The sequence below is a fragment of the Kitasatospora sp. NPDC059462 genome, from assembly GCF_042749955.1.
Taxonomy (GTDB): Bacteria; Actinomycetota; Actinomycetes; order Streptomycetales; family Streptomycetaceae; genus Kitasatospora.
The window spans coordinates 20,919-45,141 of sequence record NZ_JBHYUU010000032.1 but is presented as its reverse complement, the minus strand read 5'-3'; the positions used below and the strand labels follow the sequence as shown (position 1 = coordinate 45,141).

Below are 24,223 nucleotides of genomic sequence, written 5' to 3'. Positions count from 1 at the left end.
TGGGGCTCAGAGTCGGGACAGCCGTTCGACGGCCTCCTCCAGGACGGCGGTCCGCTTGCAGAAGGTGAACCGCACCAGTGGCCGGCCGGCCTCGGGGTCGTCGTAGAAGACGGCGTTGGGGATGGCGACGACGCCGCAGCGTTCCGGGAGGGAGCGGCAGAAGGCGATGCCGTCCTTCTCGCCGAGGGGGGTGATGTCGGTGGTGATGAAGTAGGTGCCCTGCGGCTGGAAGACCCGGAAGCCGGCGGCGGTGAGGCCGTCGGCGAGCAGGTCGCGCTTGTGCCGCAGGTCCGCGCGGAAGTCGTCGAAGTACGCGTCGGGCAGGTCCAGGGCCTCGGCGACGGCGTACTGGAAGGGGCCGGCGCTGACGTAGGTGAGGTACTGCTTGGCGGTGCGGACGGCGGCGACCAGTTCGGGGGCGGCGGTCACCCAGCCGACCTTCCAGCCGGTGAAGGAGAAGGTCTTGCCGGCCGAGGAGATGGTGACGGTGCGCTCGCGCATGCCGGGCAGGGCGGCGATCGGGTGGTGGGCGCCGTCGAAGACGAGGTGCTCGTAGACCTCGTCGGTGACCACCAGCAGGTCGTGCTCGACGGCGAGTGCGGCGATGGCGGTGAGCTCGTCGGGGGTCAGGACGAGGCCGGTGGGGTTGTGCGGGGTGTTGATCAGCAGCAGCCGGGTGCGCGGGGTGATCAGCGAGCGCAGCTCGTCGAGGTCGGGGCGGAAGGACGGGGCCCGCAGGGTGAGCGGGACGCGGACGGCGCCGGCCATGGCGATGCAGGCGGCGTAGGAGTCGTAGAAGGGTTCGAGGGCGATGACCTCGTCGCCGGGCTCCAGCAGGGCGAGCAGGGAGGCGGCGATGGCCTCGGTGGCGCCGGCGGTGACCAGCACCTCGGTGTCCGGGTCGAGGCCGAGGCCGTAGCGGCGCTGCTGGTGCGCGGCGATCGCGGTGCGCAGCTCGGGGATGCCGGGGCCGGGCGGGTACTGGTTGCCCCGGCCCTCGCGCAGGGCCCGGACGGCGGCCTCGCGGACCTGCTCGGGGCCGTCGGTGTCCGGGAAGCCCTGGCCGAGGTTGATCGAGCCGGTGGCCGTGGCCAGGGCGGACATCTCGGCGAAGATCGTCGTTCCCATGCCCGCCAGCCGGCGGTTCAACAGCGGCCTCGCACCCATCACGGCTCCTCACAGATTGCGGTCGGCCCAATCCTCCGTCGGCCGTGGGGCGCGGACAAGCTCCGAGGTGCGGTCATTCCTCCGGCGCAGTGCGGAGGGCTTCGCCTTGCGGGAGCCGGCCGCACCGGTTTCTCTGACATTACGTCAATCGGAATGTCCGCTCTCGGGGGCTTTCGGGAGTCATCATGCGTTTACGAACCCTTGCCGTCGCCGCCGCGTCCGCCGCCCTCGTCATGGTCCAGCCGGGCCTGGCCGTCGCCGCGTACGACCCCAGCACCACGCTCACCTTCATCGTCACCTCCGGCGCACTGACGATGACGGTGCCGGTCAGCGCCGCCCTCGGTTCGGGCGCGCCCGGAACCACGGTCAGCGCGCCGATCGGCCCGGTGAACGTGGTCGACGCGCGCGCCCTGCTGTCGGCCTCCTGGACGGTGACGGCCTCGGTCACCGACTTCACCAACGGCCCGTCGACGGTGCCCGCCTCCCGGGCCACCTACACGCCCGGGACGGTGACGACGACCGGCACCATCACCGTCACCCCGACCAGCGTGACGCTGAGCAACTCCGCCCAGACGGTGGTCACCGGGACCTCCGGCGTCGGCGACAACACCGCGACCTGGAACCCGACGGTCGCCGTCGACCTGCCCGCCAGCGCCGTGGGCGGGATCTACACCGGAACGCTGACCCACTCCGTTGCCTGAGATGCCCGAGCCCGCCGAGCGGCCCGGGGGCGTGCGCCGCTCCTGGGCCCTGCTGCTGGTGCTGGCCGTCGTCCAGGCACTCGGGGTGCTGCCGGCGGCGGCGGACGGAGTACCGGGGACGCCCTCCCCGGGGCCGGACGCTGCGGGGAGGACCATCGGCATCAGGCTGCTCGACGCCCCGGAGGACCGCCGGGACGATCCCCGGGCGCAGGCCTACGTCGTCGACCACCTCGCCCCGGGCTCGGTCATCGAGCGGCGGGTGGAGGTCAGCAACGAGTCGTCGGCGCCGATGCACGTCACCCTCTACGCCGGGGCGGCCGCCGTCGCGAACGGGGAGTTCGCCTTCGCCCCCGAGCGCACCCCCAACGAGCTGACCGGCTGGACGTCGCTCGACACGACGGAGCTCGACCTGGCGCCCTCCGCGACGGCGCCGGTGCGCGCCACCGTCCGGGTGCCCGCGAACGCCTCCGCCGGGGAGCGCTACGGCGTCATCTGGGCCCAGACCGGGGCCGCCGCGGACCGCGCGCACCAGCTGGCGGTCGTGGGGCGGGTCGGGGTCCGGATGTACCTCGACGTCGGTCCCGGCGGCGAGCCGCCGACGGACTTCACGATCGGGCGGCTGTGGCCGGCCAGGGCCCGGGACGGGCGGGCGGAGGTGCACGCCCGGGTCCACAACACGGGCGGCCGCGCGCTGGACGTCGGCGGGGCGCTCTCGCTCCTCGACGGGCCGGGCGGACTGCGCGCCGGGCCGTTCCCGGTCAAGGCGGGCACCACCCTGGCCCCGGGCGACGCCGGGGAGGTGACCGTCCCGCTGGACCCGGGGCTGCCGGACGGCCCGTGGACCGTGGAGCTCACGCTCGGGAGCGGGCCGGCCGAGCACACCACGCGCGCCACCGTCACCTTCCCGAGGACTCCCGGCGGCGCCGGATCGGTGACCGCGTCGGCCGGTGCGGGGGACCTCCCGGGCCCGCTGGTCGTCGGGTTCTCGGCGCTCGTCCTCGCCGCCCTGTGCCTGCTGCTCCTGCGGCACCTCAGGCGGCACCGTCGCCGCCGGTGACGGCCGGGGCGGCCGCGGGGACGACGACGGCCCGCCACCGGGTGCCGGTGGCGGGCCGTACGGGAAGCCGGAGCGGGAAGCCGGAGCAGGAGCCGGAGCAGGAACCGGAGCGGGAAACCGGAGCCCCCGGGCGGTCCGCGGTCGGCGGTCGGCGACCGGTGATCGGCCGCGACCGGTGATCAGCTCTCGTCGGTGCCCTCGGACGGCTTGCCCTTGCCGTCCTCGCCCTCGATCTCGTCCTGAAGGCCGAGGCGCTCGACGATCCACTGCTCGAAGCCCACGGCGGCCTGGGTCCAGTTGGCGGTGGTGGTGACGAAGTAGTCCAGGTTGACGCCGGTGCCGACGATCATCTGGGCCTCGCCGATCAGGCGGACCACGCCGTCCTCGTGGGTGTGGGTGTAGACCTTGGGCCAGAGGGTCTCGCGGTTCCACTCGTCGATCAGGTCGAGGATCTCGCCCTTCTTCTCCAGCGGGTACGGGCGGTCGTAGAACGCCCGGACGGCGAAGAGCTCCTTCTGCTCGCCGCGGAACATGTAGTAGACGCGGAAGCCCTCCCAGGGGGCGGTGAGGTCGCCCTCCTCGTCGACGCCGTGCTTGAGCTGCATCTGGTCGAGGAGCTGGCCCACCAGGTTCTGGTCCGGGACGATGATCGGCGGCGGGCCGGCCGGACGCCCGCCCTGGCCTCCGGGCTGGCCACCCTGGGGCATGCCGAACGACGGGATGGACGACGGGTCGATGCTCATGGGGTCCTCTTCCTCAGTGCACGTGGTGGTCGGCAATGAGAGGCCGCCCTTCCGAGTCCATCCTGCCTCATCCGGGGCCCGCCTCACAGGGGTGGCCGTCACCGGGCCGGGCATGGCCGGATCATGGTCCGGCCCCGGGGTCGGCCGGGGCCGGACCATGATCGTCCGGTGGTGACGGGCGGCTACTTCTCCAGCGGCCCGCGGGCACGGACGGTGAGCCGGTCGCCGTCCTCGTCCCGCTCGACCAGCACGGTGTCGCCGTCGTGCACCTGGCCCGCCAGGATCGCCCGGGCCAGCTGGTCGCCGATCGCGGACTGCACCAGCCGGCGCAGCGGCCGGGCGCCGTACGCCGGGTCGTAGCCGGTGAGCGCCAGCCAGTCCCGGGCGGCCTCGGAGACGTGCAGGCTGAGCCGGCGGTCGCGCAGCCGGTCGCCCAGCCGGGCCACCTGGAGGTCGACGATCCGGCTCAGCTCGGCGGTGCCCAGCGGGTCGAAGACCACGATGTCGTCGAGCCGGTTGAGGAACTCCGGCTTGAAGGCGGCCCGCACCGACTCCAGTACGAGGTCCTTCTTCCGCTCCTCCGGGGTGGCCGGGTCCACCAGGAACTGGCTGCCGAGGTTGGAGGTGAGGATCAGGATCGCGTTGCGGAAGTCCACCGTGCGGCCCTGGCCGTCGGTGAGCCGGCCGTCGTCGAGCACCTGGAGCAGGACGTCGAAGACCTCGGGGTGGGCCTTCTCCACCTCGTCCAGCAGCACCACGCTGTACGGGCGGCGGCGGACCGCCTCGGTGAGCTGGCCGCCCTCCTCGTAGCCGACGTACCCGGGCGGCGCGCCGACCAGGCGGGAGACCGAGTGCTTCTCGCCGTACTCGCTCATGTCGATGCGGACCATCGCCCGCTCGTCGTCGAAGAGGAAGTCGGCCAGGGCCTTGGCGAGTTCGGTCTTGCCGACGCCGGTCGGGCCGAGGAACAGGAACGAGCCGGTCGGGCGGTCCGGGTCGGCGATGCCGGAGCGGGTGCGCCGCACCGCGTCCGAGACGGCCTGCACGGCCTCCGCCTGGCCGATCAGGCGTCGGCCCAGCTCCTCCTCCATGCGCAGGAGTTTGGCGCTCTCGCCCTCCATCAGCCGGCCGGCCGGGATGCCCGTCCAGGAGGCCACCACGTCGGCCACGTCGTCCGGGCCCACCTCCTCCTTGACCATCGAGGCGGAGGTGTCCTCGCCGGCGGCGCGTTCCTGGGCCTCGGCGAGTTCCTTCTCGGCCGCCGGGACCTCGGCGTACATCAGCTTGGACGCGCGCTCGAAGTCGCCGTCCCGCTGGGCGCGTTCGAGCGCGCCGTGCAGGTCGTCCAGCCGCTCCTTGAGCTCGCCGACCCGGTTCAGGCTCTTCTTCTCCTGCTCCCAGCGGGCCGTGAGCACGCTCAACTGCTCGTTCTTGTCGGCGAGATCGCGGCGCAGCTTGGCCAGCCGGTCGACCGAGGCCGGGTCCGACTCCTTCTCCAGGGCCAGCTCCTCCATCCGCAACCGGTCGACGGAGCGCTGGAGTTCGTCGATCTCGACCGGGGAGGAGTCGATCTCCATCCGCAGCCGGGAGGCCGCCTCGTCGACCAGGTCGATCGCCTTGTCGGGCAGGAAGCGGGAGGTGATGTACCGGTGGGAGAGGGTGGCCGCGGCGACCAGGGCGGCGTCCGCGATCTGCACCTTGTGGTGCGCCTCGTAGCGGCCCTTGAGGCCGCGCAGGATGGCGATGGAGTCCTCGACGCTGGGCTCGCCGACCAGCACCTGCTGGAAGCGGCGCTCCAGGGCCGGGTCCTTCTCGATCCGCTCGCGGTACTCGTCCAGGGTGGTGGCGCCGACCATCCGCAGCTCGCCGCGGGCCAGCATCGGCTTGAGCATGTTGCCGGCGTCCATCGCGGAGTCGCCGCCGGCGCCCGCGCCGACCATGGTGTGCAGCTCGTCGATGAAGGTGACGACCTGGCCGTCGCTCTGCTTGATGTCGTTGAGGACGGCCTTCAGCCGCTCCTCGAACTCGCCGCGGTACTTGGCGCCGGCGACCATCGCGCCGAGGTCCAGGGAGACCAGGCGCTTGCCGCGCAGCGACTCCGGGACGTCGCCGGCCACGATCCGCTGGGCCAGGCCCTCGACCACGGCGGTCTTGCCGACGCCGGGCTCGCCGATCAGCACCGGGTTGTTCTTGGTCCGGCGGGAGAGCACCTGGACCACCCGGCGGATCTCCTGGTCCCGGCCGATCACCGGGTCGAGCTTGCCGTCGCGGGCCGCCTGGGTGAGGTCGGTGCCGTACTTCTCCAGCGCCTTGTAGGTGCCCTCCGGGTCCGGGGAGGTGACCCGGGCGCTGCCCCGGACGTCCTTGAACGCGGCGAGCAGCGCCTTCGGGGTGGCGCCCTGCTGCACCAGCAGCTCGGCGACCGCCCCGCCCTCGGCGGCCAGGCCGACGAGCAGGTGCTCGGTGGAGACGTACTGGTCGTCGAGGTCGTCGGCGCGCTTGTCGGCCTCGGTCAGCACCGCCAGGGTGTCGCGGGCCAGCTGTGGCGCGGCGACGGTGGCGCCGGAGGCGCTGGGCAGCGCGGCGGCCTGGCGGCGGGCCTCGGCGTCGATCCGGGACACGTCCGCGCCGACCGCCTCCAGCAGCGGTCTGGCGATGCCCTCGGGCTGATCCAGCAGGGCGGTCAGGATGTGCACCGGCTTGACGTCCGGGTTGCCGACGGCCCCGGCCTGCCGGATCGCGGCGGACAGGGCGTCCTGCGTCTTGGTGGTGAACTTGCTGGCGTCCACTGCTGGGGGGTCCTCCCTCGTCGTGCGTGATGTCTGCCGTGTACAGCATGCACTAAGTTGAGTCTATTCCGCTCAACTTTTGGATGAACGGTCGGGGCGGACCCGCAGCGCGGGGCGCTCGGGCGAGGCGGCGGGCTCGCGGGCCGTCCTCGGCGGCAGGGTCCGGGCCTGCGCCATCCGCGCCTGGTGGGTGCCGGCCGTCCGCCGGGTCAGCGCCAGCAGCTCCCGGGCCGGGCCGGTCGGCCGCTGCCCGGCCGGCCAGACCGCCCGCAGCGGCCGCCGCAGGTCCAGCTCCGCCACCAGCCGCACCGCCACCAGCCGCCGGGTCGCCAGCTCCTCCACCACCGCCAGCTCGCTCAGGCAGACCGGTCCGGCCCCGGTCATCGCGGCCGCCTTCAGCGCCGTCGAGGAGGCCAGCTCCAGCCGCGGCGGCGCGGTGCCCCCGTACGGCGCCAGTGCCATCTCCAGCACCTCCCGGGTGCCCGAACCCGGTTCGCGCAGCACCAGCGGGGTCTGTGCCAGCTCCCGGCCGGACAGCGGCGCGCGGCGCCGTGCCCACGGATGGTCCGGCGCCACCACGACCACCAGCCGGTCGGCCGCCACCACCGCGCCCGCCAGCCCGGCCGGGGGCAGCGGCCCCTCGACGAAGCCGAGGTCCGCGTCCCCGGCCAGCACGTGGCCCGCCACGTCCGCCGAATTGGCGGTGCGCAGCGTCACCGCCGTGCCCGGGCTGGCCGCGTGCAGGGCCAGCAGCCAGCCCGGCATCAGGTACTCGGCGACGGTCAGACTGGCCACCACGGTCAGCCGGGCGTCCCGGCGCTCGCGCAGCGCGTCGATCCCGGCGTCCAGCGCCTGCGCCGCCTCCACGACCTGCCGCGCCCACTCGACCACCAGCCGGCCCGCCTCGGTGGGCCGGGAGCCGCGTGGGGAGCGCTCCAGCAGCGGGACGCCGATCTGCCGCTCCATGCCCTTGATCCGGGCGCTGGCGGTCGGCTGGCTCACCCCGAGTTCGGCGGCCGCCCGGCCGACGCTGCCGAGCCGGGCCACCGCGAGCAGCAGCTCCAGCGCACCGAGTTCGGGGACGCGCGGAGAGAGGGCCATAGACTCAGGCTATGCCCTCATAGAGCAGGCGGCGCTACCGCCGCCGCCCGGGCCGGGCGACGGTGGGTGCCATGGCCACCCTGCTCAGCCCCGCCCCCGCCCCCGGTCCCCGCGCATCCGTCCGCGTCCGCCGCTTCGACCTCGCCCAGCTCGGCCCGAACTGGTACGCGGTGGTCATGGGGACCGCCATCACGGCCAACGGCGCGGCCGTCCTGCCGGTCCGGTGGCCCGGGCTGACCGGCTTCGCCGAGCTGATGTGGGCGCTCGGGCTGGCCGGCCTGCTGGTGATCGGCGCCGCCCGGGCCGTCCACCTCACCCGGCACCGCTCGGCCGCCCGCGCCCACCTGCTGGACGACCCGGCCACCGCCGTCTTCTACGGCTGCCCGCCGATGGCGCTGCTCTCGGTGGGCCTCGGCACCCTGACCGTCGGCTCCCGGGTGATCGGTACCGGCCCGGCCGTGGCGCTCGACCTCGTGCTCTGGACGGCCGGCACGCTGTACGCGCTCGCCGTCGCGGCCGGCATCCCGTACCTGATGATCACCCGGCACGCCGTCTCCCCGCTCGCCGCCAACCCGACCTGGCTGCTGCCCGTGGTCGCCCCGCTGGTCGCCTCCGCCACCGGCCCGGCGCTCGTCCCGCACCTGCCGGCCGGCGCGGCCCGGCAGACCCTGCTGTACGGGTGCGCGACGCTGTTCGGGATCGGCCTGCTGGCCACCCTGGCGCTGCTGCCGGTGGTGCTCACCGGCCTGGTGCACAGCAAGCTGCCCGCCCTGGCGCTCACCCCGACGCTCTTCCTGGTGCTCGGCCCGCTCGGCCAGTCCACCACCGCCGTCCACCAGCTGGCCGACGCCGCGGGCCCGGTGTTCCCCGGCCTGGCGCCCGTGGCGGTCGCCCTCGCCGAGCTGTTCGGGGTGGCGGTGCTGGGCGTCGCGATGCTCTGGCTGCTGCTCGCCGTCGCGGCCAACCTGCGCGCCCGGCGGGCCGGGATGGGGTTCGCGATGACCTGGTGGGCCTTCACCTTCCCGGTCGGCACCTGCGTCACCGGGGCGTCCGCGCTCGCCCGGCACACCGGGTTCGCCGGCTTCACCGGGCTCGCCGCCGCCCTGTTCGCCCTGCTGCTGGCCGGCTGGGCGCTCGCGGCGGGCGGCACCGCCGCCGCCCTGGCCGGCGGCCGGCTGCTGGCCCGCTGAACGCGTCCGGCGGTGCCCGGACGCGCCGGGTTCCGGAACACGCTGCTCCGCCACCGACCGGCCGGACGGTCGGAAAACCCCCGCCCCACCCGGCTGACCTGCGGGTTGGCGGAAGGCGCAAACGGGCCGCGGGAGCCCGCGCCGAACCGCCCGTGCAGGTTCCTGCAATTGCGAGAACATGAAGCAGGGTGGCACTTGTTCACCGGCCGTCACGCCTGTGAGGGTGGAGCCACGCCAGGTCGTCCGGGCAACCGCAGCCCGAGGACGGCGACTTGCTCTTCATACTGGATGCGACCGGTACGTCCGCACGTGCCTGCATATCGGGGGGGAGAGCGCCGGCCGGGACGCCATGTGTGGTGATGGCCCCCGGGACCGGAGTCGGCGAGGCGTTGCTGCTCCGCCTCGCCGGAAGCGCTGGACCGCGGCGTACACCGGCGGCCCCCGGGCCCGCGTGCGACGGCACCCGGGGCCCGGGGGACCGCCGGCTCCCAGTACCTTGATCATCACCGGCGACCGCGCGGCGCGCGGAGCACCGATACCCCAGAGCATCCGGCAGGGAGCGTTCGACGTGACGTTCGAGGCGACGGCGGACCCGGCGGACGGCCCGGACGGCTCCGGGCCGGGCCGCTCCGGGCCGGGCGCCGCCGCGTCCGCCGGCGACCCCGACGAAGCCGCCCGCCGGCTCTACCTCGCGATCCTCGCCGACGGCGGCCGGATCCGTATCGCCGACGTCCCCGACCCGGACCAGGACGCCGTCCGCCAGCTGGTCTCCATCGGCCTGCTGATGACCAATCCGATGGACGCCTGCTACACCGCCGTCAGCCCCCGTTCGGTCAGCGACCGCCTCGGCGCGGAACTGCGCAGCGAGGCCACCCGCCTGCTGGTGCGCGCCGAGAACCTGCCCGGCGCCCTGGACGCCCTCACCCGCGCCTACGACGCGATGCCCCGCCCGCCCGAGCGCTCCGGCGGCGCCGTCTACATCGAGGGCCACATCCACATCCGGCACCGGATCTCCCAGCTGGTCTCCGACTGCCGCACCGAGGTCCTCACCGCCCAGCCCGGCCACCGCCCGCCCGACGCGCTCAAGATCGCCATCCAGCAGGACGTCAAGCTCCTCCAGCGCGGCTGCTCGCTGCGCACCCTCTACCAGCCCGTCGCGATCTCCGAACCGGCCGCCCTCGCCTACGCCGAGGAGGTCACCCGGCGCGGCTCGCTGATCCGGATCCTGGACGAGCCGTTCCAGCGGCTGATGATCTTCGACCGCTCGGTCGCGGTGATCTCCGCCAGCGACGACCACAGCACCGCCGCCTTCATCAGCGACCCGGCCGCGATCGCCTTCATCGTCAACGCCTTCGAGCGCGACTGGTCCCGGGCCGACGCCACCGACTGGTCCGCCGTGCTCAGCCAGGGGCCCGCCCACAACGCGCCCGACCGGGTCGGCCGGCTGCTCGCCCGCGGCCTGACCCAGCGCGCCGTCGCCACCCGCCTCGGCCTGAGCGAGCGCACGGTGGCCGCCCACATCTCCCGGCTGCGCGACCGCTACGGCGCCCAGACCCTCTTCCAGCTCGGCTGGCTGATGCGCGGCGGCCGTGATGACGGATGAGCCCACCGCCGCGGAGCACGGCCTCTACCTGACCGCGCTGGCCAACGGCGGCCGGCTCACCGCGTCGTCCGCCGCCGACCCGGTCGCGCTGGCCGGTCTGGTCGCCCGCGGTCTGCTCGAACGCACCGCGGGCGGGTACACCGCCGTCAGCCCGCGCACGGCCGGGGACCGCCGGGCCGCCGAGCTGCGCACCGAGGCGACCAGGCTGCTGGTGCGCGCCGAGCAGCTGCCCGGCACCCTGGCGCCGCTGAGCGCCACCTTCGACGCCACCCGCCAGCCGGCCCCGCTGTCGCCCTGCGTCGAGGGCCCGGAGGCCATCCGGCACCGGCTCGCCCTGCTGGTCGCGGAGTGCCGGGAGGAGCTGCTGACGGCCCAGCCGGGGACCCGCCGGCGGGCCACCCTCGAACTGTCGGTCACCCAGGACGTCCCGCTGCTGATGACCGGGCGGCGGATCCGGACCATCTACCAGCCCGTGGTGCGCCGTCAGCCCGAGGTGATCGAGTACGCGAACGCGGTCGTCCCGCACGGCTCGCAGATCCGCCTGCTGGACGAGCCCTTCGACCGGATGATCATCGTCGACCGGACCACGGCGGTGGTCTCCGCGCGGGCCGACCACAGCGCCGCCGCGTTCATCACCGACCGGGCCACGGTGGACGCGCTGGTCGCCACCTTCGAGCGCGACTGGTGCCGCGCCACCGTCACCGACTGGTCGGCCGCCGTTCCGCACCCGGTGGCCGTCCGGATCGGGCGCCTCCTCTCCCGCGGCTTCACCCAGCGGGCCATCGCCGCCCGGATCGGCCTGAGCGAACGCTCCGTGGCCGCCCACATCTCCCGCCTGCGCGAGCGCCACGGCGCCCGGACGCTGTTCCAGCTCGGATGGCGGATGCGGGGCTGCCGCGATGACTGAGCGGCGGTCAGCCGGTGGCCGCGCCGGTGGGCCAGTAGCCGGCCGGGCCGACGGCGGGGGGCTGCTGCCGGGGGACGGTGAACTGCTCGCCGGGGGCGGTCCAGAAGCCCTCGCGCAGCGAGAGCGCCATGCCGGCCCAGTCGAGGGCGGTCTCCACGGTGTGGTGGAGGGCCTCCTGGGACCAGGTGTCGTCGAAGACCAGCGGCAGGACGGGGGCGACCTGCTCGATGGTGGCGATCAGCGGGTTGTGGGTGATGGCCTCGTCGACGAGCAGGACGATCGGCTTGCGCAGCGCCGACGCCCAGCCCAGCTCCAGGCTGACGCCGGCCGACAGCGGCGCGCCGACGTAGGCGAAGACGAGGTCCGCGGACTGCAGCGCGCGGAAGTCCGACGGCACCCGGGGCTCGGGGGCGCGCCCGGCGACGGTCCAGGCGTCACTGTGGTGGGCGCTGTACACGGCGGCGCCGCTGCGGAGGAGGGTGGTGCGAAGCGTCGTCAGCCGCGTCCGGCTGGCGAGGGTCACCACACTGTCCGCCGGCCCGGTCAACCGCATCAGCGGCGCGGCCAGGAACACGCGTGCGCGCCGGCCCTCATGGGCCTGTGCGGGGAGGTCGCGCAGATAGGGCTCGCTCATGACGACTCCGGGGAAGTGGTGGTCAGGCGAGCAGACATGGCACCGCTGCTCGGAGGTGCTGTTCCGTCCTGCCTGAACAATCAACGTTTGTTATTGCGACGGGCGGGTTGATCGTCCAATGAGACGGGTCTTGGCGTCCACAGAGTCGTGCTGGCATCTGACTGCCAGGCAGTCAGATGACACACCGCCGGGCCTGACCGGCGCGTACGTTGGTTGTGCTCACATCAGGCGAGCTTGTTCGGGGTGAGAGTAGACGTCGTCGACGTGCTCCTGCCAGCCCTCGCAACGCTCTGCGGGTGTACTGGGGCGTGACATGTCGGCCCTCTATGGGTCATCATATGGTCGCATTAGTGCGACCGTCGCCCGATGAGTCGATGCTCGCAGTAAGTTGTCGTGAAAGGAGTGATGTTGTGCTGAAGGCGCGCCGTATTGCTGTCTCTGCATTCCTCCTGGGCATCGCAATGCTCATTGGAGTGGGCTCGGCCACCGCTGATGACTCCCATTGGGGGGCCGACCGCCAGCAGGTTGCCATGCTCGACATGGACAGTCACTGGTAGGACTTTTGCCAGTCAAGGGGAAGGACCGATGCATCGGGCAGCATCGGTCCTTCTTGTTGCCGGGCGAGTTTCCAGCCGAGCTGGAAGAGCGTCTCGACCTCGTGTTCCTCGCGGAGTTCGGCGATGTGCCGGGCCAGCGTGCGCTCGCTCAGTCCGAGCCGGCGCGCGATCGTTCTGTGGCCGGCCCCCTGGAGCATCATCCGGATGATTTGCTGACGCATGCTCGAAACCACCTGGCGGGGGATCTCGTGCGAGCCGGAGAAGGGAATGGCCCGCTCCCACTGGCTGCTGAACACGTGCACGATGTAGCTGATCACCGCCTCGTCCCGGATGAAGGCCGCGCGGTCGCGATTCTCCTCGCCCCCGACGGTGACCACGGCCACCTTGCGGTCGAGCACGATGAGCTTGGCGAACGCCTCGTCGAGGGTCCTCACCTGGCAGCCGGCCTGGGTGATCTCCCGTACGTAGTCGACCGTCGGATTGGAATAGCGCGCACCCGGTTGGTAAATGGTCCGGATGGTGCCGCCGCGCTGCACGAATCTCATGTCCCGGTCGATGGCGATCCGCAATGCGTCGGCCGCCCGCCCGCCGCCGGGCTGTGCGGTCAGCATCTCGCGCGAGGCGTTCTCCAGCAGCGTTTCCAGGAGCTGGTTTATGGTGCCGCGGCCCTGGACGTACTCAATTGATCCGCCGGGTTCCGGTCCGGTGGTGTGCGCCTGGTATTCGAGGCCGAGTTCCTGCAGCGTCGCGTGCAGCGAAATCGACCGGCGGAGCAGATCGGCGGCCTCCATCTGGAGATTGTTCGAGGCCGATTCGGCGAGCTGCCGGGGGTCTTTCACCGCGAAGGTTCCCGGCGGGCCCACTTCCGGATTGAGGAGACCGAGCCGCAGCAACTCCTGGAGCGGTTCGTGGTCGGATTCGGGCGACAGCGGACAGCCCTGGTCGTCCGTCAGCGGCCCGTCGTGCCGCAGGGCCTTCTGGTACAGGCTGCGGGCCTCCGGAGACAGCACACCCTCGTGGGTGGCTCCAGACCTGTGTCCGGCACTCATCTGCGGCTCCTCGCCGTTGGCTGGACCGGGTGGACTGCGCGGACCTGGTCCGCCCTGGGCATCCTAGGCGCCGCGTGCCCCCGTGCCGACTGCTGCGTGGTGTTCGAGCCGGTTCCCCGCTTCCTGAACCTTCGCACTGGAACGATACTGCCGGTACCCGCTGTACGGCGGGTACCGGCGGTGGTGCGCGAGCGCGCGACGGCGGTCAGCGCTTGGGGCGCCAGACGACGAGCGCGCTGGAGTGCGGGGTCGGGGGCTGGTAGGGGACGAGGTCGCGCCGGTAGGAGGCGTGGATGGTGGCCTCGCGCTGCTGGAGCGCGGTGGCCGCGCCCTCCAGGGAGTCGGCCAGTTCGGCGATCCGGGACTGCAGGGCGGCGACCTGGTTCTCCAGCTCGATGATCCGCTTGATGCCGGCCAGGTTGATGCCCTCGTCCTGGGAGAGCCGCTGGACCTCGCGCAGCTGCTGGATGTCGCGCGCGGAGTAGCGGCGGCCGCGTCCGGCGGTGCGGTCGGGGCTGACCAGGCCGAGCCGGTCGTACTGGCGGAGGGTCTGCGGGTGCAGGCCGGAGAGCTCGGCGGCCACCGAGATCACGTAGACCGGGGTCTCCTCGGTGAGCACGTACTGGGGCTGCGGGGCGGTCCGGCGGGTGGTGCGGCGGGCGCCGCCGCCACCGGGAAGACCGTCGCCGAGGCCGGGGCCGATGGGGTCGTCGGGGGTCATCTGGTCGTCACGCTCCCTTCGCCGCTCGGAAGAGGGCGGCTCGCGGGTCGTCGGAGGCGGTCGCCTCGCGGTACTGCTCCAGAGCGGTCAGGGCGTCGCCGGTGACGGCCTGGGGCACCACGACCTCCATGGTGACCAGCAGGTCGCCGCGGGTGCCGTCCTTGCGGGTGGCGCCCTTGCCGCGGGCCCGCAGGGTCAGGCCGTTGGCGCTGCCGGGGGGCAGCTTGAGCTTCACCGACGGGCCGTTCAGGGTCGGCACCTCGATGGTGCCGCCGAGGGCCGCCTCGGGGAAGGTCACCGGGACGGTCACCGTCAGGTTGTCGCCCTTGCGCCCGAACACGGCGTGCGGGTCGACGTGGACGGTGACGTACAGGTCGCCGGGCTGGCCGCCGCGCTCGCCCTGGGCACCCTTGCCCTTGAGGCGGATCCGCTGGGCGTCCTGGACGCCGGCCGGGATCCGGACCTGCATGGTGCGGGCGGAGCTGGCGCGGCCGCTGCCGTGGCAGTCGGGGCAGGGGTCGTCGACGATCATGCCGCGGCCCCGGCAGTCCCGGCAGGGCTCGGAGAGCGCGAAGGCGCCCTGACCGCGGCTGACCGTGCCGGAGCCCACGCAGGTCGGACAGACCCGCGGGGTGGTGCCGGACTTGGCGCCGGTGCCGTTGCAGAGCCGGCAGGGGGCCTGGCTGGTCATCCGCAGCGGGACGGTGGCACCGTCGACGGCCTCCTCGAAGGAGAGCGTCACCTCGGTCTCGACGTCGGCGCCGCGCCGCGGCTGGGCCTGCCGGCCGCCGCGGTTGAACAGGCCGCCGAAGACGTCGCCCAGCCCGCCGCCGGCGCCGCCGCCGCCCTGGCTGCCGCTGAAGAGGTCGCCGAAGTCGAAGCTGTAGCTGCCGGTGCCGCCGGGTCCGCCCGGCCGGAAGCCGCCGTTGGCGAAGAGGCTGCGGGCCTCGTCGTACTCCTTGCGGCGCTTCTCGTCGGAGAGGACGTCGTACGCCTCGGAGATGTCCTTGAACCGCTCCTCGGCCTTGGTGTCGCCCTTGTTGGCGTCGGGGTGGAACTCGCGCGCCAGCTTGCGGTAGGTCTTCTTGATCTCCGTGGCGCTGGCGTCCTTGGGCACGCCGAGGACCTTGTAGTAGTCCTTCTCCACGTAGTCCTTGCCGCTCATGGCCGGCGCCACCTCCCGAGGTCCATCGTCACAGTGCTGTCAACGGTCCGGGCACGCTCCTGCGTGCCCGGACACGCCGACAGCGCGCTGCGGAGCCGGCCGCCGTACTGGCCGGCGTACGACTCCGCAGCGCAAGGGTTGTCAGCCGTCACCGGTGGTCAGCTGTCCGAGCCACCGTCGGCCTGGTCCTTCTTCTCCCCGCCCTTGGCGGTGTCGGCGTCCGGACCGGACGTGGTCTGGGTGCCCGGCTGGGGCTCCGCGACCGCGACCATCGCCGGGCGGATGATCCGCTCGCCGATCCGGTAGCCGGGCTGGAGGATCTGGACGCAGGTGTCCTCGGTGACGTCCGAGGAGTAGCTGTGCATCAGCGCCTCGTGCATGGTCGGGTCGAAGGGCTCGCCCTCCTTGCCGAACTGCTGCAGGCCCAGCTTGGCGACGACCGTCTCCAGCGACTCCGCGACGGACTTGAAGCCGCCCGTCACCTCGCCGTGGTCGCGGGCGCGGCCGATGTCGTCCAGCACCGGGATCAGCGACTCCAGGATGTTGGAGACGGCGATCTCGCGGACCGTCAGCCGGTCGCGCTCGACCCGCTTGCGGTAGTTCTGGTACTCGGCCTGCAGGCGCTGGAGGTCGGCGGTGCGCTCGGCCGCCTCGCGCTTGGCCGCGGCGACCTCCTCCGCGCCGGAGCCCTCGGCCCCGGCCGCGGCGGCCTCCTCGGCCGCCTTGATCACGGCCTCCTCGGCGGCGGAGTCGTCGCCGGGCTCGGCACCCTGCGGCTTCTCCGTCATGCCGCACCGCCCTTGGGCTTCTCGTCGTCCACGATCTCGGCGTCGACGACGTCGTCGTCCTTGGCACCGGCCTCGCCGGCGTCACCGGCCGCGCCCGCACCGGCCGCACCGGCGGCGTCGGCGTTGGCGTACAGCGCCTGGCCGAGCTTCTGGGCGGTGGTGGAGACCTTCTCCGAGGCCTCGCGGATCCTCGCGATGTCCTCGCCCTTCAGGGCTTCCTTGAGCTCGCCGATGGCGGTCTCGACCTCGGTCTTGACGTCGGCCGGCAGCTTGTCGGCGTTGTCGGCGATGAACTTCTCGGTGGAGTAGACGAGCTGCTCGGCCTGGTTGCGGGTCTCCACGGCCTCGCGGCGCTTGTGGTCCTCCTCCGCGTACTGCTCGGCCTCGCGCATCATGCGCTCGATGTCGTCCTTCGGCAGCGCGGAGCCGCCGGTGACGGTCATCTTCTGCTCCTTGCCGGTGCCGAGGTCCTTGGCGCCGACGTGCATGATGCCGTTGGCGTCGATGTCGAAGGTGACCTCGATCTGGGGCAGGCCGCGGGGGGCCGGCGGCAGGCCGGTCAGCTCGAACATGCCGAGCTTCTTGTTGTACGCGGCGATCTCGCGCTCGCCCTGGTAGACCTGGATCTGCACGGACGGCTGGTTGTCCTCGGCCGTGGTGAAGATCTCCGAGCGCTTGGTCGGGATCGTGGTGTTGCGCTCGATCAGCTTGGTCATGATGCCGCCCTTGGTCTCGATGCCGAGGGACAGCGGGGTGACGTCGAGCAGCAGGACGTCCTTGACCTCGCCCTTGAGGACACCGGCCTGGAGCGCGGCGCCGATGGCGACGACCTCGTCCGGGTTGACGCCCTTGTTGGCGTCCTTGCCGCCGGTCAGCTCGCGGACGAGCTCGGCGACGGCCGGCATGCGGGTGGAGCCGCCGACGAGGACCACGTGGTCGATCTCGGACAGCGCGATGCCGGCGTCCTTGATCACGTTGTGGAACGGGATCTTGCAGCGCTCCAGCAGGTCCGAGGTGAGCTGCTGGAACTGGGCGCGGGTGAGCTTCTCGTCCAGGTGCAGCGGGCCCTCGGCGGAGGCCGTGATGTAGGGCAGGTTGATCGAGGTCTCGGAGGACGAGGACAGCTCGATCTTGGCCTTCTCGGCGGCCTCGCGCAGACGCTGCAGGGCCATCTTGTCCTTGGACAGGTCGACGCCGTGGCCGGCCTGGAAGACCTTGACCAGGTGGTCGACGATCTTCTGGTCCCAGTCGTCGCCGCCGAGGTGGTTGTCACCGTTGGTGGCCTTCACCTCGACGACCCCGTCGCCGATCTCCAGCAGGGAGACGTCGAAGGTGCCGCCGCCGAGGTCGAAGACCAGGATGGTCTGGTCGTCCTTGTCCAGGCCGTAGGCCAGGGCGGCCGCGGTCGGCTCGTTGACGATGCGCAGGACGTTGAGGCCCGCGATCTCACCGGCCTCCTTGGTGGCCTGGCGCTCGGAGTCGGAGAAGTACGCCGGGACGGTGATGACGGCGTCGGTGACCTGCTCGCCCAGGTAGGCCTCGGCGTCGCGCTTCAGCTTCTGCAGCACGAAGGCGCTGATCTGCTGGGGGTTGAAGTCCTTGCCGTCCAGCCCGATCTTCCAGCTGGTGCCCATGTGGCGCTTGACCGAGCGGATGGTGCGGTCGACGTTGGTGACCGCCTGGCGCTTGGCCACCTCGCCGACGAGCACCTCGCCGTTCTTCGCGAAGGCGACGACGGACGGCGTGGTCCGCGCGCCCTCGGCGTTCGTGATGACGGTGGGCTCGCCACCCTCCAGAACGCTGACGACCGAGTTCGTCGTGCCGAGGTCGATGCCGACCGCGCGTGCCATCGTAGATACCTCCAGGGAAGAGTTGAGCTTTACGGGCTCAAGGATGCCCGAGGATGCGGAGGGCGTCAACAGGGATGAGTCGGAGTCGCTCAACTTTGCTGAGCCGTTCTCCGGAGCGGCGGCGGCCGGGCCGTGCCGGACGTGCACGCGCGTGACTGCCGCCATACCTTGAGCATCTTCAGGAGAAGTGTTGGCGAACGGTAATGTCCGGGCCGTCGGCCCTGGAAGTTACCGACGAGTACACTCCCCTTGGAGAAACTGCACACCCGTAACACGCAAGCCGCAGGAGACGGAGAGCCGATGCAGCTAGCAGCGATCGTCATCTCGCTGGTCACATTCGTGGTCGGCACCGCGCTCGCCGCTCGTGCGGCGCTGTACATCTACCGGGTGGTGCGGACCGGCCAGCCGGACGCCACCCGCTTCGGGCAGCCCGCGCAGCGGGTGAAGACCGTGGCCGTGGAGTTCGTCGGCCACACCCGGATGAACCGCTGGGGGATCGTCGGCATCGCCCACTGGTTCGTCGCGGTCGGCTTCTTCACCCTGGGCCTGACCCTGCTGACCGCCTTCTTCCAGCTGTTCGACGCCGAGTTCGTGCTGCCGGTGCTCGGCGGCTGGCTGCCGTACGAGCTGTTCACCGAACTGGTCGGCACCCTCACCACGCTGGGCATCGCGACGCTGATCGTGATCCGGCTGCTGAGCCTGCCCGGCCGGGCAGGCCGCAAGTCCCGCTTCGCCGGCTCGATCGCCTGGCAGGCCTTCTACGTCGAGTACACGATCCTCGGCATCGGCCTGTGCATCATGATCCTGCGCGGCCTGGAGGGCGCGCTGGAGGGCGTCGGCTCCTACGAGGCCACGTACCTGATCTCCTACCCGCTGGTGGCGGCCTTCCGCGGGCTGTCCCACGGCACCCTGGAGAACCTGGTCTACCTCTTCGCGATGCTGAAGATCTGCATCTCCTTCGCGTGGGCGATCACCATCGGCGTCAACCCCTCGATGGGCGTCGCCTGGCACCGCTTCCTGGGCTTCTTCAACATCTACTTCAAGCGCGAGGAGGACGGCTCCACCGCGCTCGGCGAACTGCGCCCGATGACCAGCGGCGGTGAGCCGATCGACTTCGAGGACCCGGCCGAGGACGCCGTCTTCGGCGTCTCCCAGGTCGAGCACTTCTCCTGGAAGGGCATCCTCGACTTCTCCACCTGCACCGAGTGCGGCCGCTGCCAGTCCCAGTGCCCGGCCTGGAACACCGGCAAGCCGCTCTCCCCGAAGCTGCTGATCATGAGCCTGCGCGAGCACGCCTTCGGCAAGGCCCCCTACCTGCTCGCCGGCGGCGGCAAGGACATGGAGGGCACCGAGAAGGCCACCGCCGAGCAGCTGCGGGACGTCCCCGCGGCCGCCCTGGCCGAGGCCGGGCGCCCGCTGGTCGGCACCGCCGAGGAGAACGGCGTCATCGACCCCGACGTGCTGTGGTCCTGCACCACCTGCGGCGCCTGCGTCGAGCAGTGCCCCGTCGACATCGAGCACATCGACCACATCGTCGACATGCGCCGCTACCAGGTGATGATCGAGTCCTCGTTCCCCACCGAGGCCGGCACCATGCTCAAGAACCTGGAGAACAAGGGCAACCCCTGGGGCATGGCCACCAAGGCCCGCCTCGACTGGGTCAAGGAACTCAAGAAGGAGACCGGCATCGAGGTGCCGGTGATCGGCGAGGACATCGACCCCGCCGAGGTCGAGTACCTCTACTGGGTGGGCTGCGCCGGCGCCCTGGAGGACCGCGCGAAGAAGACCACCAAGGCCTTCGCCGAACTGCTGCACACCGCCGGGGTGCGGTTCGCGATCCTCGGCAAGGAGGAGTCCTGCACCGGTGACTCCGCCCGCCGCCTGGGCAACGAGTTCCTCTTCCAGATGCTCGGCGCGCAGAACGTCGAGACCCTGAACGCGGCGCTGGAGGACGCCCCGGTCAAGCGGATCGTGGCGACCTGCCCGCACTGCTTCAACACCATCGCCAACGAGTACCCGCAGCTGGGCGGCCACTTCGAGGTCATCCACCACACCCAGCTGCTGCAGCACCTCATCGACGAGGGCAAGCTCGTGCCGGTCAACCCGGTCGAGGGCCTCATCACCTACCACGACCCCTGCTACCTGGGCCGCCACAACAAGGTCTACAGCCCGCCGCGCGAGATCATGGACAAGGTCCCGGGGCTGCGCCAGCAGGAGATGCACCGCCACAAGGAACGCGGCTTCTGCTGCGGCGCCGGCGGCGCGCGGATGTGGATGGAGGAGCGCATCGGCAAGCGGATCAACACCGAGCGCGTCGACGAGGCGCTGTCCCTCGACCCGGACATCGTCTCCACCGCCTGCCCGTTCTGCCTGGTCATGCTCTCCGACTCGGTCAACGGCAAGAAGAACGAGGGCGCGGCGAAGGAGCACCTGAAGGTCGTCGACGTCGCCCAGCTGCTGCTCGACTCGGTCAAGGCGGTCCCGCCGGCCGGGGCCGAGGAGCCGCAGACCGTCGACGCCTGACCGACCGGCCGCCGACGCCCCGGGGGAGCCCGGTAGTTCGACAGTTCTGCTACAACCGCCCGGCCCGGGCGAGGTGCCGCCGGCGCCCGCCCGGGCCGGGCTTTTCGGCTCCGCGGGGCCGTCGCGCGGGCGGTGGAGCGCAGGTCGGGCGCCGGGGCGGCGGGGGGTCCGGCCGTCGGGAGGAAATACAGTAGGCGCCGGACCGGCCGCGCGCCGGTCGATCCGTTCCGGCCCCCGGAACGGCGTACAGCAGACCGACGGAGGTATCGGCCCGCCGGGCCGGGCCGCAGAGACCACAAGGGGAACAGCGCAGACCATGACCGAGGCGATCATGCTGGTCGGTGGTAAGGGCACGCGACTGCGTCCGCTGACCACCCACACCCCCAAGCCCATGCTGCCCGTGGCAGGCGTCCCGTTCATCGCGCACCAGCTGGCCCGCGCGGCGGCGGCCGGGGTCACCCGCGTGGTGCTCGCCACCTCCTACCTCGCCGAGGTCTTCGAGGACCACTTCCAGGACGGCACGCCCTACGGCATCGAGCTGGTCTACCTGACCGAGCGCGAGCCGCTCGGCACCGGCGGCGCCATCCGCAACGCGGCCACCGGGCTCACCTGCGGCCCCGACGAGCCGGTCCTGGTGTTCAACGGCGACATCCTCTCCGGCGTCGACATCGCCGCCCTGCGCGACGGCCACGTGGCCGCCGGGGCCGACGTCACCCTGCACCTCACCCGGGTCGAGGACCCGCGCGCCTTCGGGCTCGTCCCCACCGACGCCGACGGGCGGGTGCTGGAGTTCCTGGAGAAGCCGGAGACGCCGGAGCAGATCGTCACCGACCAGATCAACGCCGGCTGCTACGTCTTCACCCGCTCGGTGATCGACCGCATCCCGGCCGGCCGCGAGGTCTCCGTCGAGCGCGAGACCTTCCCGGAGCTGCTGGCCACCGGCGCGCTGCTGCGCGGCGTCGTCGACACCTCGTACTGGCTCGACCTCGGCACCCCGGCCGCCTTCGTGCGCGGCTCGGCCGACCTGGTGCTCGGCAAGGTCGACTCGCCGGCCGTCCCCGGCCCGACCGGTGACGCCCTGCCGCTGCCCGGCTCGACCGTGCGGCACGGCGCGGTGCTGAGCGGCGGCACCGTGGTCTCCGAGGGCGCGGTGGTCGAGGCCGGCGCGATCGTCGAGGGCAGCGTGATCCTGCCCGGCGCCGTCATCGGGCCGGACACCCTGGTCAAGGACTCGATCGTGGGCGCCTTCGCGGTCATCGGCGACCGGACCGCGCTGGACGGCGCGGTGATCGGCGACGGGGCGATCGTCGAGTCCGACAACGAGCTGCCGAACGGGGTGCGGATCGCCTGCGGCACGCTGCTGCCGGTCGGCGCCGTGCGCACCTCGGCCGGGCCGGGCGGGTGCCCGGCCGGCACCAGCGCGGCGGCGGCGGTGCACGGGCCGAAGGTCGGCGTGCGGGGTTAGGGTTCGCCTTCAAACCCCTGTAGGGCCTGCGCGTCGGCGTCATCCGCGTCACCGGCGTCACAGGCTCGCTGCAAAGCGGTCGCCGGCCCGCCGTGCTGCCCGCCGGGCGGGTACCTTCGGAACGTGGCTGGCAATCGATACGACAGCGGTCAGGGCGCCGATCCCCGTGGCGGGTGGTCGGCGCCCCCGCAGCAGCAGGCGGCGCCCGGGGGGTACGGGCCGACGGACGGGCCGGAGTACTTCACCGGCCCGCAGCAGGGGTCGCACCAGGACCCGTACGGCGGGTACGACCCGTACGGCCCGCGGGCCCCGTACCAGCAGGGTCCCCAGGGCCCGCACGCCCCGCACCAGGACCCGCACGCCCCGCACCAGGACCCGTACGCGGCCGACCACCCGGGGCACACCCGGGCCTTCCCGGTCGGCGCCGACCCGTACGCGGGCGAGCCCTCCTCCTACGGCCACGGCCAGGAGCCGCCGTCCTCCGCGTACGCGGACGGCTACGGCCAGGACAACGTCGCCGTCTACCGGGCCGGCGGCCAGTCCGCGCCGCAGGTCACCGGCCCCCGGCCGACCTGGCGCGAGCTGCTGACCGGCCTGTTCCGCACCCCCACCGCGATCTTCGACCGCACCCGCGACCACCAGATCTGGCTCCCCGCCGTCACGGTCTCCCTGCTGTACGGCGCCCTGGCCGTGCTCGGCATCGGCCTGACCCGCGACGACGTGGTCAACTCGGCCTTCACGGTCGCGCTCACCGCGATGCTCGCCGCCGCGATCGGCTTCACCCTGGCCGGCGCCATGCTCGGCGCCGTCACCTACGGCCTGGCCCGGCAGTTCGGCGGCGACGGCCCGTGGCAGTCCACGGTCGGCCTGGCCGTGCTGATCGGCTGGGTCACCGACGCGCCCCGGCTGCTGCTGGCGCTCGTCCTGCCGGCCGACAACCTGCTCGTCCAGGCCGTCGGCTGGGCCACCTGGCTGCTCTGCGGCTACCTGCTGGCCCTCATGGTCCGCCGGGTGCACGACCTGCCGTGGGGCAAGGCGGCCGGCGCGGCCGCGCTGCAGCTGCTGGCCCTGCTGGTGCTGATCAAGCTGCCGACCCTGGGCTGACCGGGGGGCCTCCCGGCGGTCCCGGGACGCTCGGCGACAATGGACGACGGGCCTCGCCTCGCGGGGCCCGTCGCGTTTTCCCGACCACGTCCGACCACCCTCACCCGCACGGAGCCAGGCATGACCCTCCCCACCACCCACGTCAGCTTCCCGGCCGGGGCGGTGACCGGCGAGTCGACGGTGCTCGCGGTGCACCCGCTGGACGACGGCCGCTTCGCCGTGGTCACCGGGGCGACCCCGTTCCACCCGCTCGACCACACCTGGCCCGACCAGCCCGCCGACCTCGGCACCCTCACCGTGGACGGCGTCGAGCTGGCCGTCGTCGACTGCCTCACCGGCGCGGTGGGCCCGGACGGCGGCGCGCCGCTCGTCGGCGCCGGCATCCCGGTCCGGCGCGGCGACGAGGAGTGGTCCTGGCTGGTCCTGCACGTTCTCGCGGCCGACCCGGGCGACCTCACCGGCCGGACCGCCGTCCTCACCGTCGACGCCGGGCGCCGCGCCGCGCTCAGCGCCTCGCACAGCGGCTGCCACCTGCTCGCCCTCGCCCTCAACGAGGCGCTCGCGCCGCGCTGGCGCAAGGACCCGGGCCGGGCCGACGCCTTCGGCCACCCGGACTTCGACAGCCTCGCCATGGCGAGCTCGGTGATGGACACCGAGGCGAGCACCGACACCTACCGGCTCGGCAAGTCGCTGCGCAAGAAGGGCTTCACCGCCGAGGCCACCGAGGACCTCCCGGCGCTCGCCGACGCCCTCCCCGAGCTCACCGAGGCCGTCAACCGCCGGCTGGCCGCCTGGGTCGCCGCCGACGCCCCGGTGCGCATCGAGGTCCCCGGCCCCGAGCTGACCGCCCGCCGCCAGTGGCACTGCGAGCTGCCCGAGGGCGCGGCGCAGATCTTCTGCGGCGGCACCCACCTGCACCACCTGGGCGAGCTGGCCGGGCTCCGCACCGAGCTGCGGCTCTCCGAGGACGGCAGCGAGCTGGTCGCCGTCACCCGGCCCGAGCGGGCCTGACGCACCGGCGGGCGGTCACCCCTTCCCCAGGGGACCGGACGAACGGCGCGGCACCGTCGTCAAGGCGTACGTGGTGCTGCGCGCCGGGGTGACGGGAG

At 72.7% G+C, this 24,223-nt stretch carries 19 protein-coding genes and 1 pseudogene; 10 read left to right on the top strand and 10 right to left on the bottom strand.

Features of this window, described 5'->3' with window-relative positions:
• Positions 1-6 precede the first annotated feature (6 nt).
• Positions 7-1,167, bottom strand: coding sequence for a pyridoxal phosphate-dependent aminotransferase (locus ACFXAM_RS11920; protein ID WP_380290022.1), 1,161 nt, complete (start codon positions 1,165-1,167; stop codon positions 7-9).
• Between the two features lie 185 nt (positions 1,168-1,352).
• Between ACFXAM_RS11920 and ACFXAM_RS11915 the strand changes: the two genes are divergently transcribed.
• Complete coding sequence (locus ACFXAM_RS11915) at positions 1,353-1,868, top strand: hypothetical protein (RefSeq protein ID WP_380290020.1); 516 nt, start codon at positions 1,353-1,355, stop codon at positions 1,866-1,868.
• Between the two features lies 1 nt (position 1,869).
• Positions 1,870-2,925, top strand: a complete 1,056-nt coding sequence (locus tag ACFXAM_RS11910) for a peptidase (RefSeq protein WP_380290018.1) — start codon at positions 1,870-1,872, stop codon at positions 2,923-2,925.
• Between the two features lie 179 nt (positions 2,926-3,104).
• On the opposite strand, the gene ACFXAM_RS11905 is transcribed toward ACFXAM_RS11910, so the two are convergent.
• The 3 genes from ACFXAM_RS11905 to ACFXAM_RS11895 form a co-directional block, all read right to left on the bottom strand.
• Positions 3,105-3,668, bottom strand: coding sequence for a YbjN domain-containing protein (locus ACFXAM_RS11905; RefSeq protein ID WP_380290016.1), 564 nt, complete (start codon positions 3,666-3,668; stop codon positions 3,105-3,107).
• A 182-nt stretch (positions 3,669-3,850) separates the two neighbouring features.
• Positions 3,851-6,457, bottom strand: coding sequence for an ATP-dependent chaperone ClpB (clpB, locus tag ACFXAM_RS11900; RefSeq protein ID WP_380290014.1), 2,607 nt, complete (start codon positions 6,455-6,457; stop codon positions 3,851-3,853).
• Positions 6,458-6,529: 72 nt separating this feature from the next.
• Positions 6,530-7,558 (bottom strand): LysR family transcriptional regulator, encoded by a 1,029-nt coding sequence (locus tag ACFXAM_RS11895; RefSeq protein ID WP_380290012.1) that lies wholly within the window; start codon positions 7,556-7,558, stop codon positions 6,530-6,532.
• 71 nt (positions 7,559-7,629) lie between these two features.
• Between ACFXAM_RS11895 and ACFXAM_RS11890 the strand changes: the two genes are divergently transcribed.
• From ACFXAM_RS11890 to ACFXAM_RS11880, 3 genes are all read left to right on the top strand, one after another.
• The gene (locus ACFXAM_RS11890) at positions 7,630-8,748 is read left to right on the top strand and encodes a TDT family transporter (RefSeq protein ID WP_380290010.1); all 1,119 of its coding nucleotides are present in this window, start codon (positions 7,630-7,632) and stop codon (positions 8,746-8,748) included.
• Positions 8,749-9,316: 568 nt separating this feature from the next.
• A complete protein-coding gene (locus ACFXAM_RS11885; protein ID WP_380290009.1) occupies positions 9,317-10,351 on the top strand; it encodes a LuxR C-terminal-related transcriptional regulator in 1,035 nt (344 codons plus the stop codon).
• Positions 10,341-11,258, top strand: a complete 918-nt coding sequence (locus tag ACFXAM_RS11880; RefSeq protein ID WP_380290007.1) for a LuxR family transcriptional regulator — start codon at positions 10,341-10,343, stop codon at positions 11,256-11,258. The genes ACFXAM_RS11885 and ACFXAM_RS11880 overlap by 11 nt, the downstream gene beginning before the upstream one ends.
• A gap of 7 nt (positions 11,259-11,265) precedes the next feature.
• Here ACFXAM_RS11880 and ACFXAM_RS11875 read toward each other — a convergent pair whose 3' ends face one another.
• Positions 11,266-11,892, bottom strand: coding sequence for a hypothetical protein (locus tag ACFXAM_RS11875; protein ID WP_380290005.1), 627 nt, complete (start codon positions 11,890-11,892; stop codon positions 11,266-11,268).
• 410 nt (positions 11,893-12,302) lie between these two features.
• Between ACFXAM_RS11875 and ACFXAM_RS11870 the strand changes: the two genes are divergently transcribed.
• Positions 12,303-12,449 (top strand): hypothetical protein, encoded by a 147-nt coding sequence (locus tag ACFXAM_RS11870; protein ID WP_380290003.1) that lies wholly within the window; start codon positions 12,303-12,305, stop codon positions 12,447-12,449.
• Here ACFXAM_RS11870 and ACFXAM_RS11865 read toward each other — a convergent pair.
• The 5 genes from ACFXAM_RS11865 to dnaK form a co-directional block, all read right to left on the bottom strand.
• The gene (locus ACFXAM_RS11865) at positions 12,440-13,498 is read right to left on the bottom strand and encodes a helix-turn-helix domain-containing protein (RefSeq protein ID WP_380290001.1); all 1,059 of its coding nucleotides are present in this window, start codon (positions 13,496-13,498) and stop codon (positions 12,440-12,442) included. The two genes, ACFXAM_RS11870 and ACFXAM_RS11865, sit on opposite strands and share 10 nt — an antisense overlap.
• A gap of 205 nt (positions 13,499-13,703) precedes the next feature.
• Positions 13,704-14,219, bottom strand: coding sequence for a heat shock protein transcriptional repressor HspR (locus ACFXAM_RS11860; protein ID WP_380289999.1), 516 nt, complete (start codon positions 14,217-14,219; stop codon positions 13,704-13,706).
• 7 nt (positions 14,220-14,226) lie between these two features.
• Positions 14,227-15,384: a molecular chaperone DnaJ gene (gene dnaJ, locus ACFXAM_RS11855; RefSeq protein ID WP_380289997.1), complete on the bottom strand. Its 1,158-nt coding sequence runs from the start codon at positions 15,382-15,384 to the stop codon at positions 14,227-14,229.
• Positions 15,385-15,542: 158 nt separating this feature from the next.
• A complete protein-coding gene (gene grpE, locus ACFXAM_RS11850; protein ID WP_380289995.1) occupies positions 15,543-16,172 on the bottom strand; it encodes a nucleotide exchange factor GrpE in 630 nt (209 codons plus the stop codon).
• Complete coding sequence (dnaK, locus tag ACFXAM_RS11845; RefSeq protein WP_380289993.1) at positions 16,169-18,022, bottom strand: molecular chaperone DnaK; 1,854 nt, start codon at positions 18,020-18,022, stop codon at positions 16,169-16,171. Before dnaK ends, grpE begins: the two co-directional genes overlap by 4 nt.
• Positions 18,023-18,322: 300 nt before the next feature.
• Here dnaK and ACFXAM_RS11840 point away from each other — a divergent pair, with 300 nt between their 5' ends.
• The 4 genes and pseudogenes from ACFXAM_RS11840 to ACFXAM_RS11825 all read left to right on the top strand — a co-directional run bounded on the left by ACFXAM_RS11840 (position 18,323) and on the right by ACFXAM_RS11825 (position 24,125).
• Positions 18,323-20,545: a (Fe-S)-binding protein gene (locus tag ACFXAM_RS11840; protein ID WP_380289991.1), complete on the top strand. Its 2,223-nt coding sequence runs from the start codon at positions 18,323-18,325 to the stop codon at positions 20,543-20,545.
• A 316-nt stretch (positions 20,546-20,861) separates the two neighbouring features.
• Positions 20,862-21,935, top strand: a pseudogene (locus tag ACFXAM_RS11835) (sugar phosphate nucleotidyltransferase); the annotation flags it as partial.
• A 198-nt stretch (positions 21,936-22,133) separates the two neighbouring features.
• The gene (locus ACFXAM_RS11830) at positions 22,134-23,114 is read left to right on the top strand and encodes a YIP1 family protein (protein ID WP_380289989.1); all 981 of its coding nucleotides are present in this window, start codon (positions 22,134-22,136) and stop codon (positions 23,112-23,114) included.
• Between the two features lie 120 nt (positions 23,115-23,234).
• Positions 23,235-24,125, top strand: coding sequence for a metal-dependent hydrolase (locus ACFXAM_RS11825; RefSeq protein ID WP_380289987.1), 891 nt, complete (start codon positions 23,235-23,237; stop codon positions 24,123-24,125).
• Positions 24,126-24,223 lie beyond the last annotated feature (98 nt).

What these genes read in the sequence shown, in the direction of transcription:
- ACFXAM_RS11920 (WP_380290022.1), bottom strand. Translation starts at nt 1,167, where the DNA reads ATGGGTGCGAGGCCGCTGTTGAACCGCCGGCTGGCGGGCATGGGAACG.
- ACFXAM_RS11915 (WP_380290020.1), top strand. Translation starts at nt 1,353, where the DNA reads ATGCGTTTACGAACCCTTGCCGTCGCCGCCGCGTCCGCCGCCCTCGTC.
- ACFXAM_RS11910 (WP_380290018.1), top strand. Translation starts at nt 1,870, where the DNA reads ATGCCCGAGCCCGCCGAGCGGCCCGGGGGCGTGCGCCGCTCCTGGGCC.
- ACFXAM_RS11905 (WP_380290016.1), bottom strand. Translation starts at nt 3,668, where the DNA reads ATGAGCATCGACCCGTCGTCCATCCCGTCGTTCGGCATGCCCCAGGGT.
- ACFXAM_RS11895 (WP_380290012.1), bottom strand. Translation starts at nt 7,558, where the DNA reads ATGGCCCTCTCTCCGCGCGTCCCCGAACTCGGTGCGCTGGAGCTGCTG.
- ACFXAM_RS11890 (WP_380290010.1), top strand. Translation starts at nt 7,630, where the DNA reads ATGGCCACCCTGCTCAGCCCCGCCCCCGCCCCCGGTCCCCGCGCATCC.
- ACFXAM_RS11880 (WP_380290007.1), top strand. Translation starts at nt 10,341, where the DNA reads ATGACGGATGAGCCCACCGCCGCGGAGCACGGCCTCTACCTGACCGCG.
- ACFXAM_RS11875 (WP_380290005.1), bottom strand. Translation starts at nt 11,892, where the DNA reads ATGAGCGAGCCCTATCTGCGCGACCTCCCCGCACAGGCCCATGAGGGC.
- ACFXAM_RS11865 (WP_380290001.1), bottom strand. Translation starts at nt 13,498, where the DNA reads ATGAGTGCCGGACACAGGTCTGGAGCCACCCACGAGGGTGTGCTGTCT.
- ACFXAM_RS11860 (WP_380289999.1), bottom strand. Translation starts at nt 14,219, where the DNA reads ATGACCCCCGACGACCCCATCGGCCCCGGCCTCGGCGACGGTCTTCCC.
- dnaJ (WP_380289997.1), bottom strand. Translation starts at nt 15,384, where the DNA reads ATGAGCGGCAAGGACTACGTGGAGAAGGACTACTACAAGGTCCTCGGC.
- grpE (WP_380289995.1), bottom strand. Translation starts at nt 16,172, where the DNA reads ATGACGGAGAAGCCGCAGGGTGCCGAGCCCGGCGACGACTCCGCCGCC.
- dnaK (WP_380289993.1), bottom strand. Translation starts at nt 18,022, where the DNA reads ATGGCACGCGCGGTCGGCATCGACCTCGGCACGACGAACTCGGTCGTC.
- ACFXAM_RS11840 (WP_380289991.1), top strand. Translation starts at nt 18,323, where the DNA reads ATGCAGCTAGCAGCGATCGTCATCTCGCTGGTCACATTCGTGGTCGGC.
- ACFXAM_RS11825 (WP_380289987.1), top strand. Translation starts at nt 23,235, where the DNA reads ATGACCCTCCCCACCACCCACGTCAGCTTCCCGGCCGGGGCGGTGACC.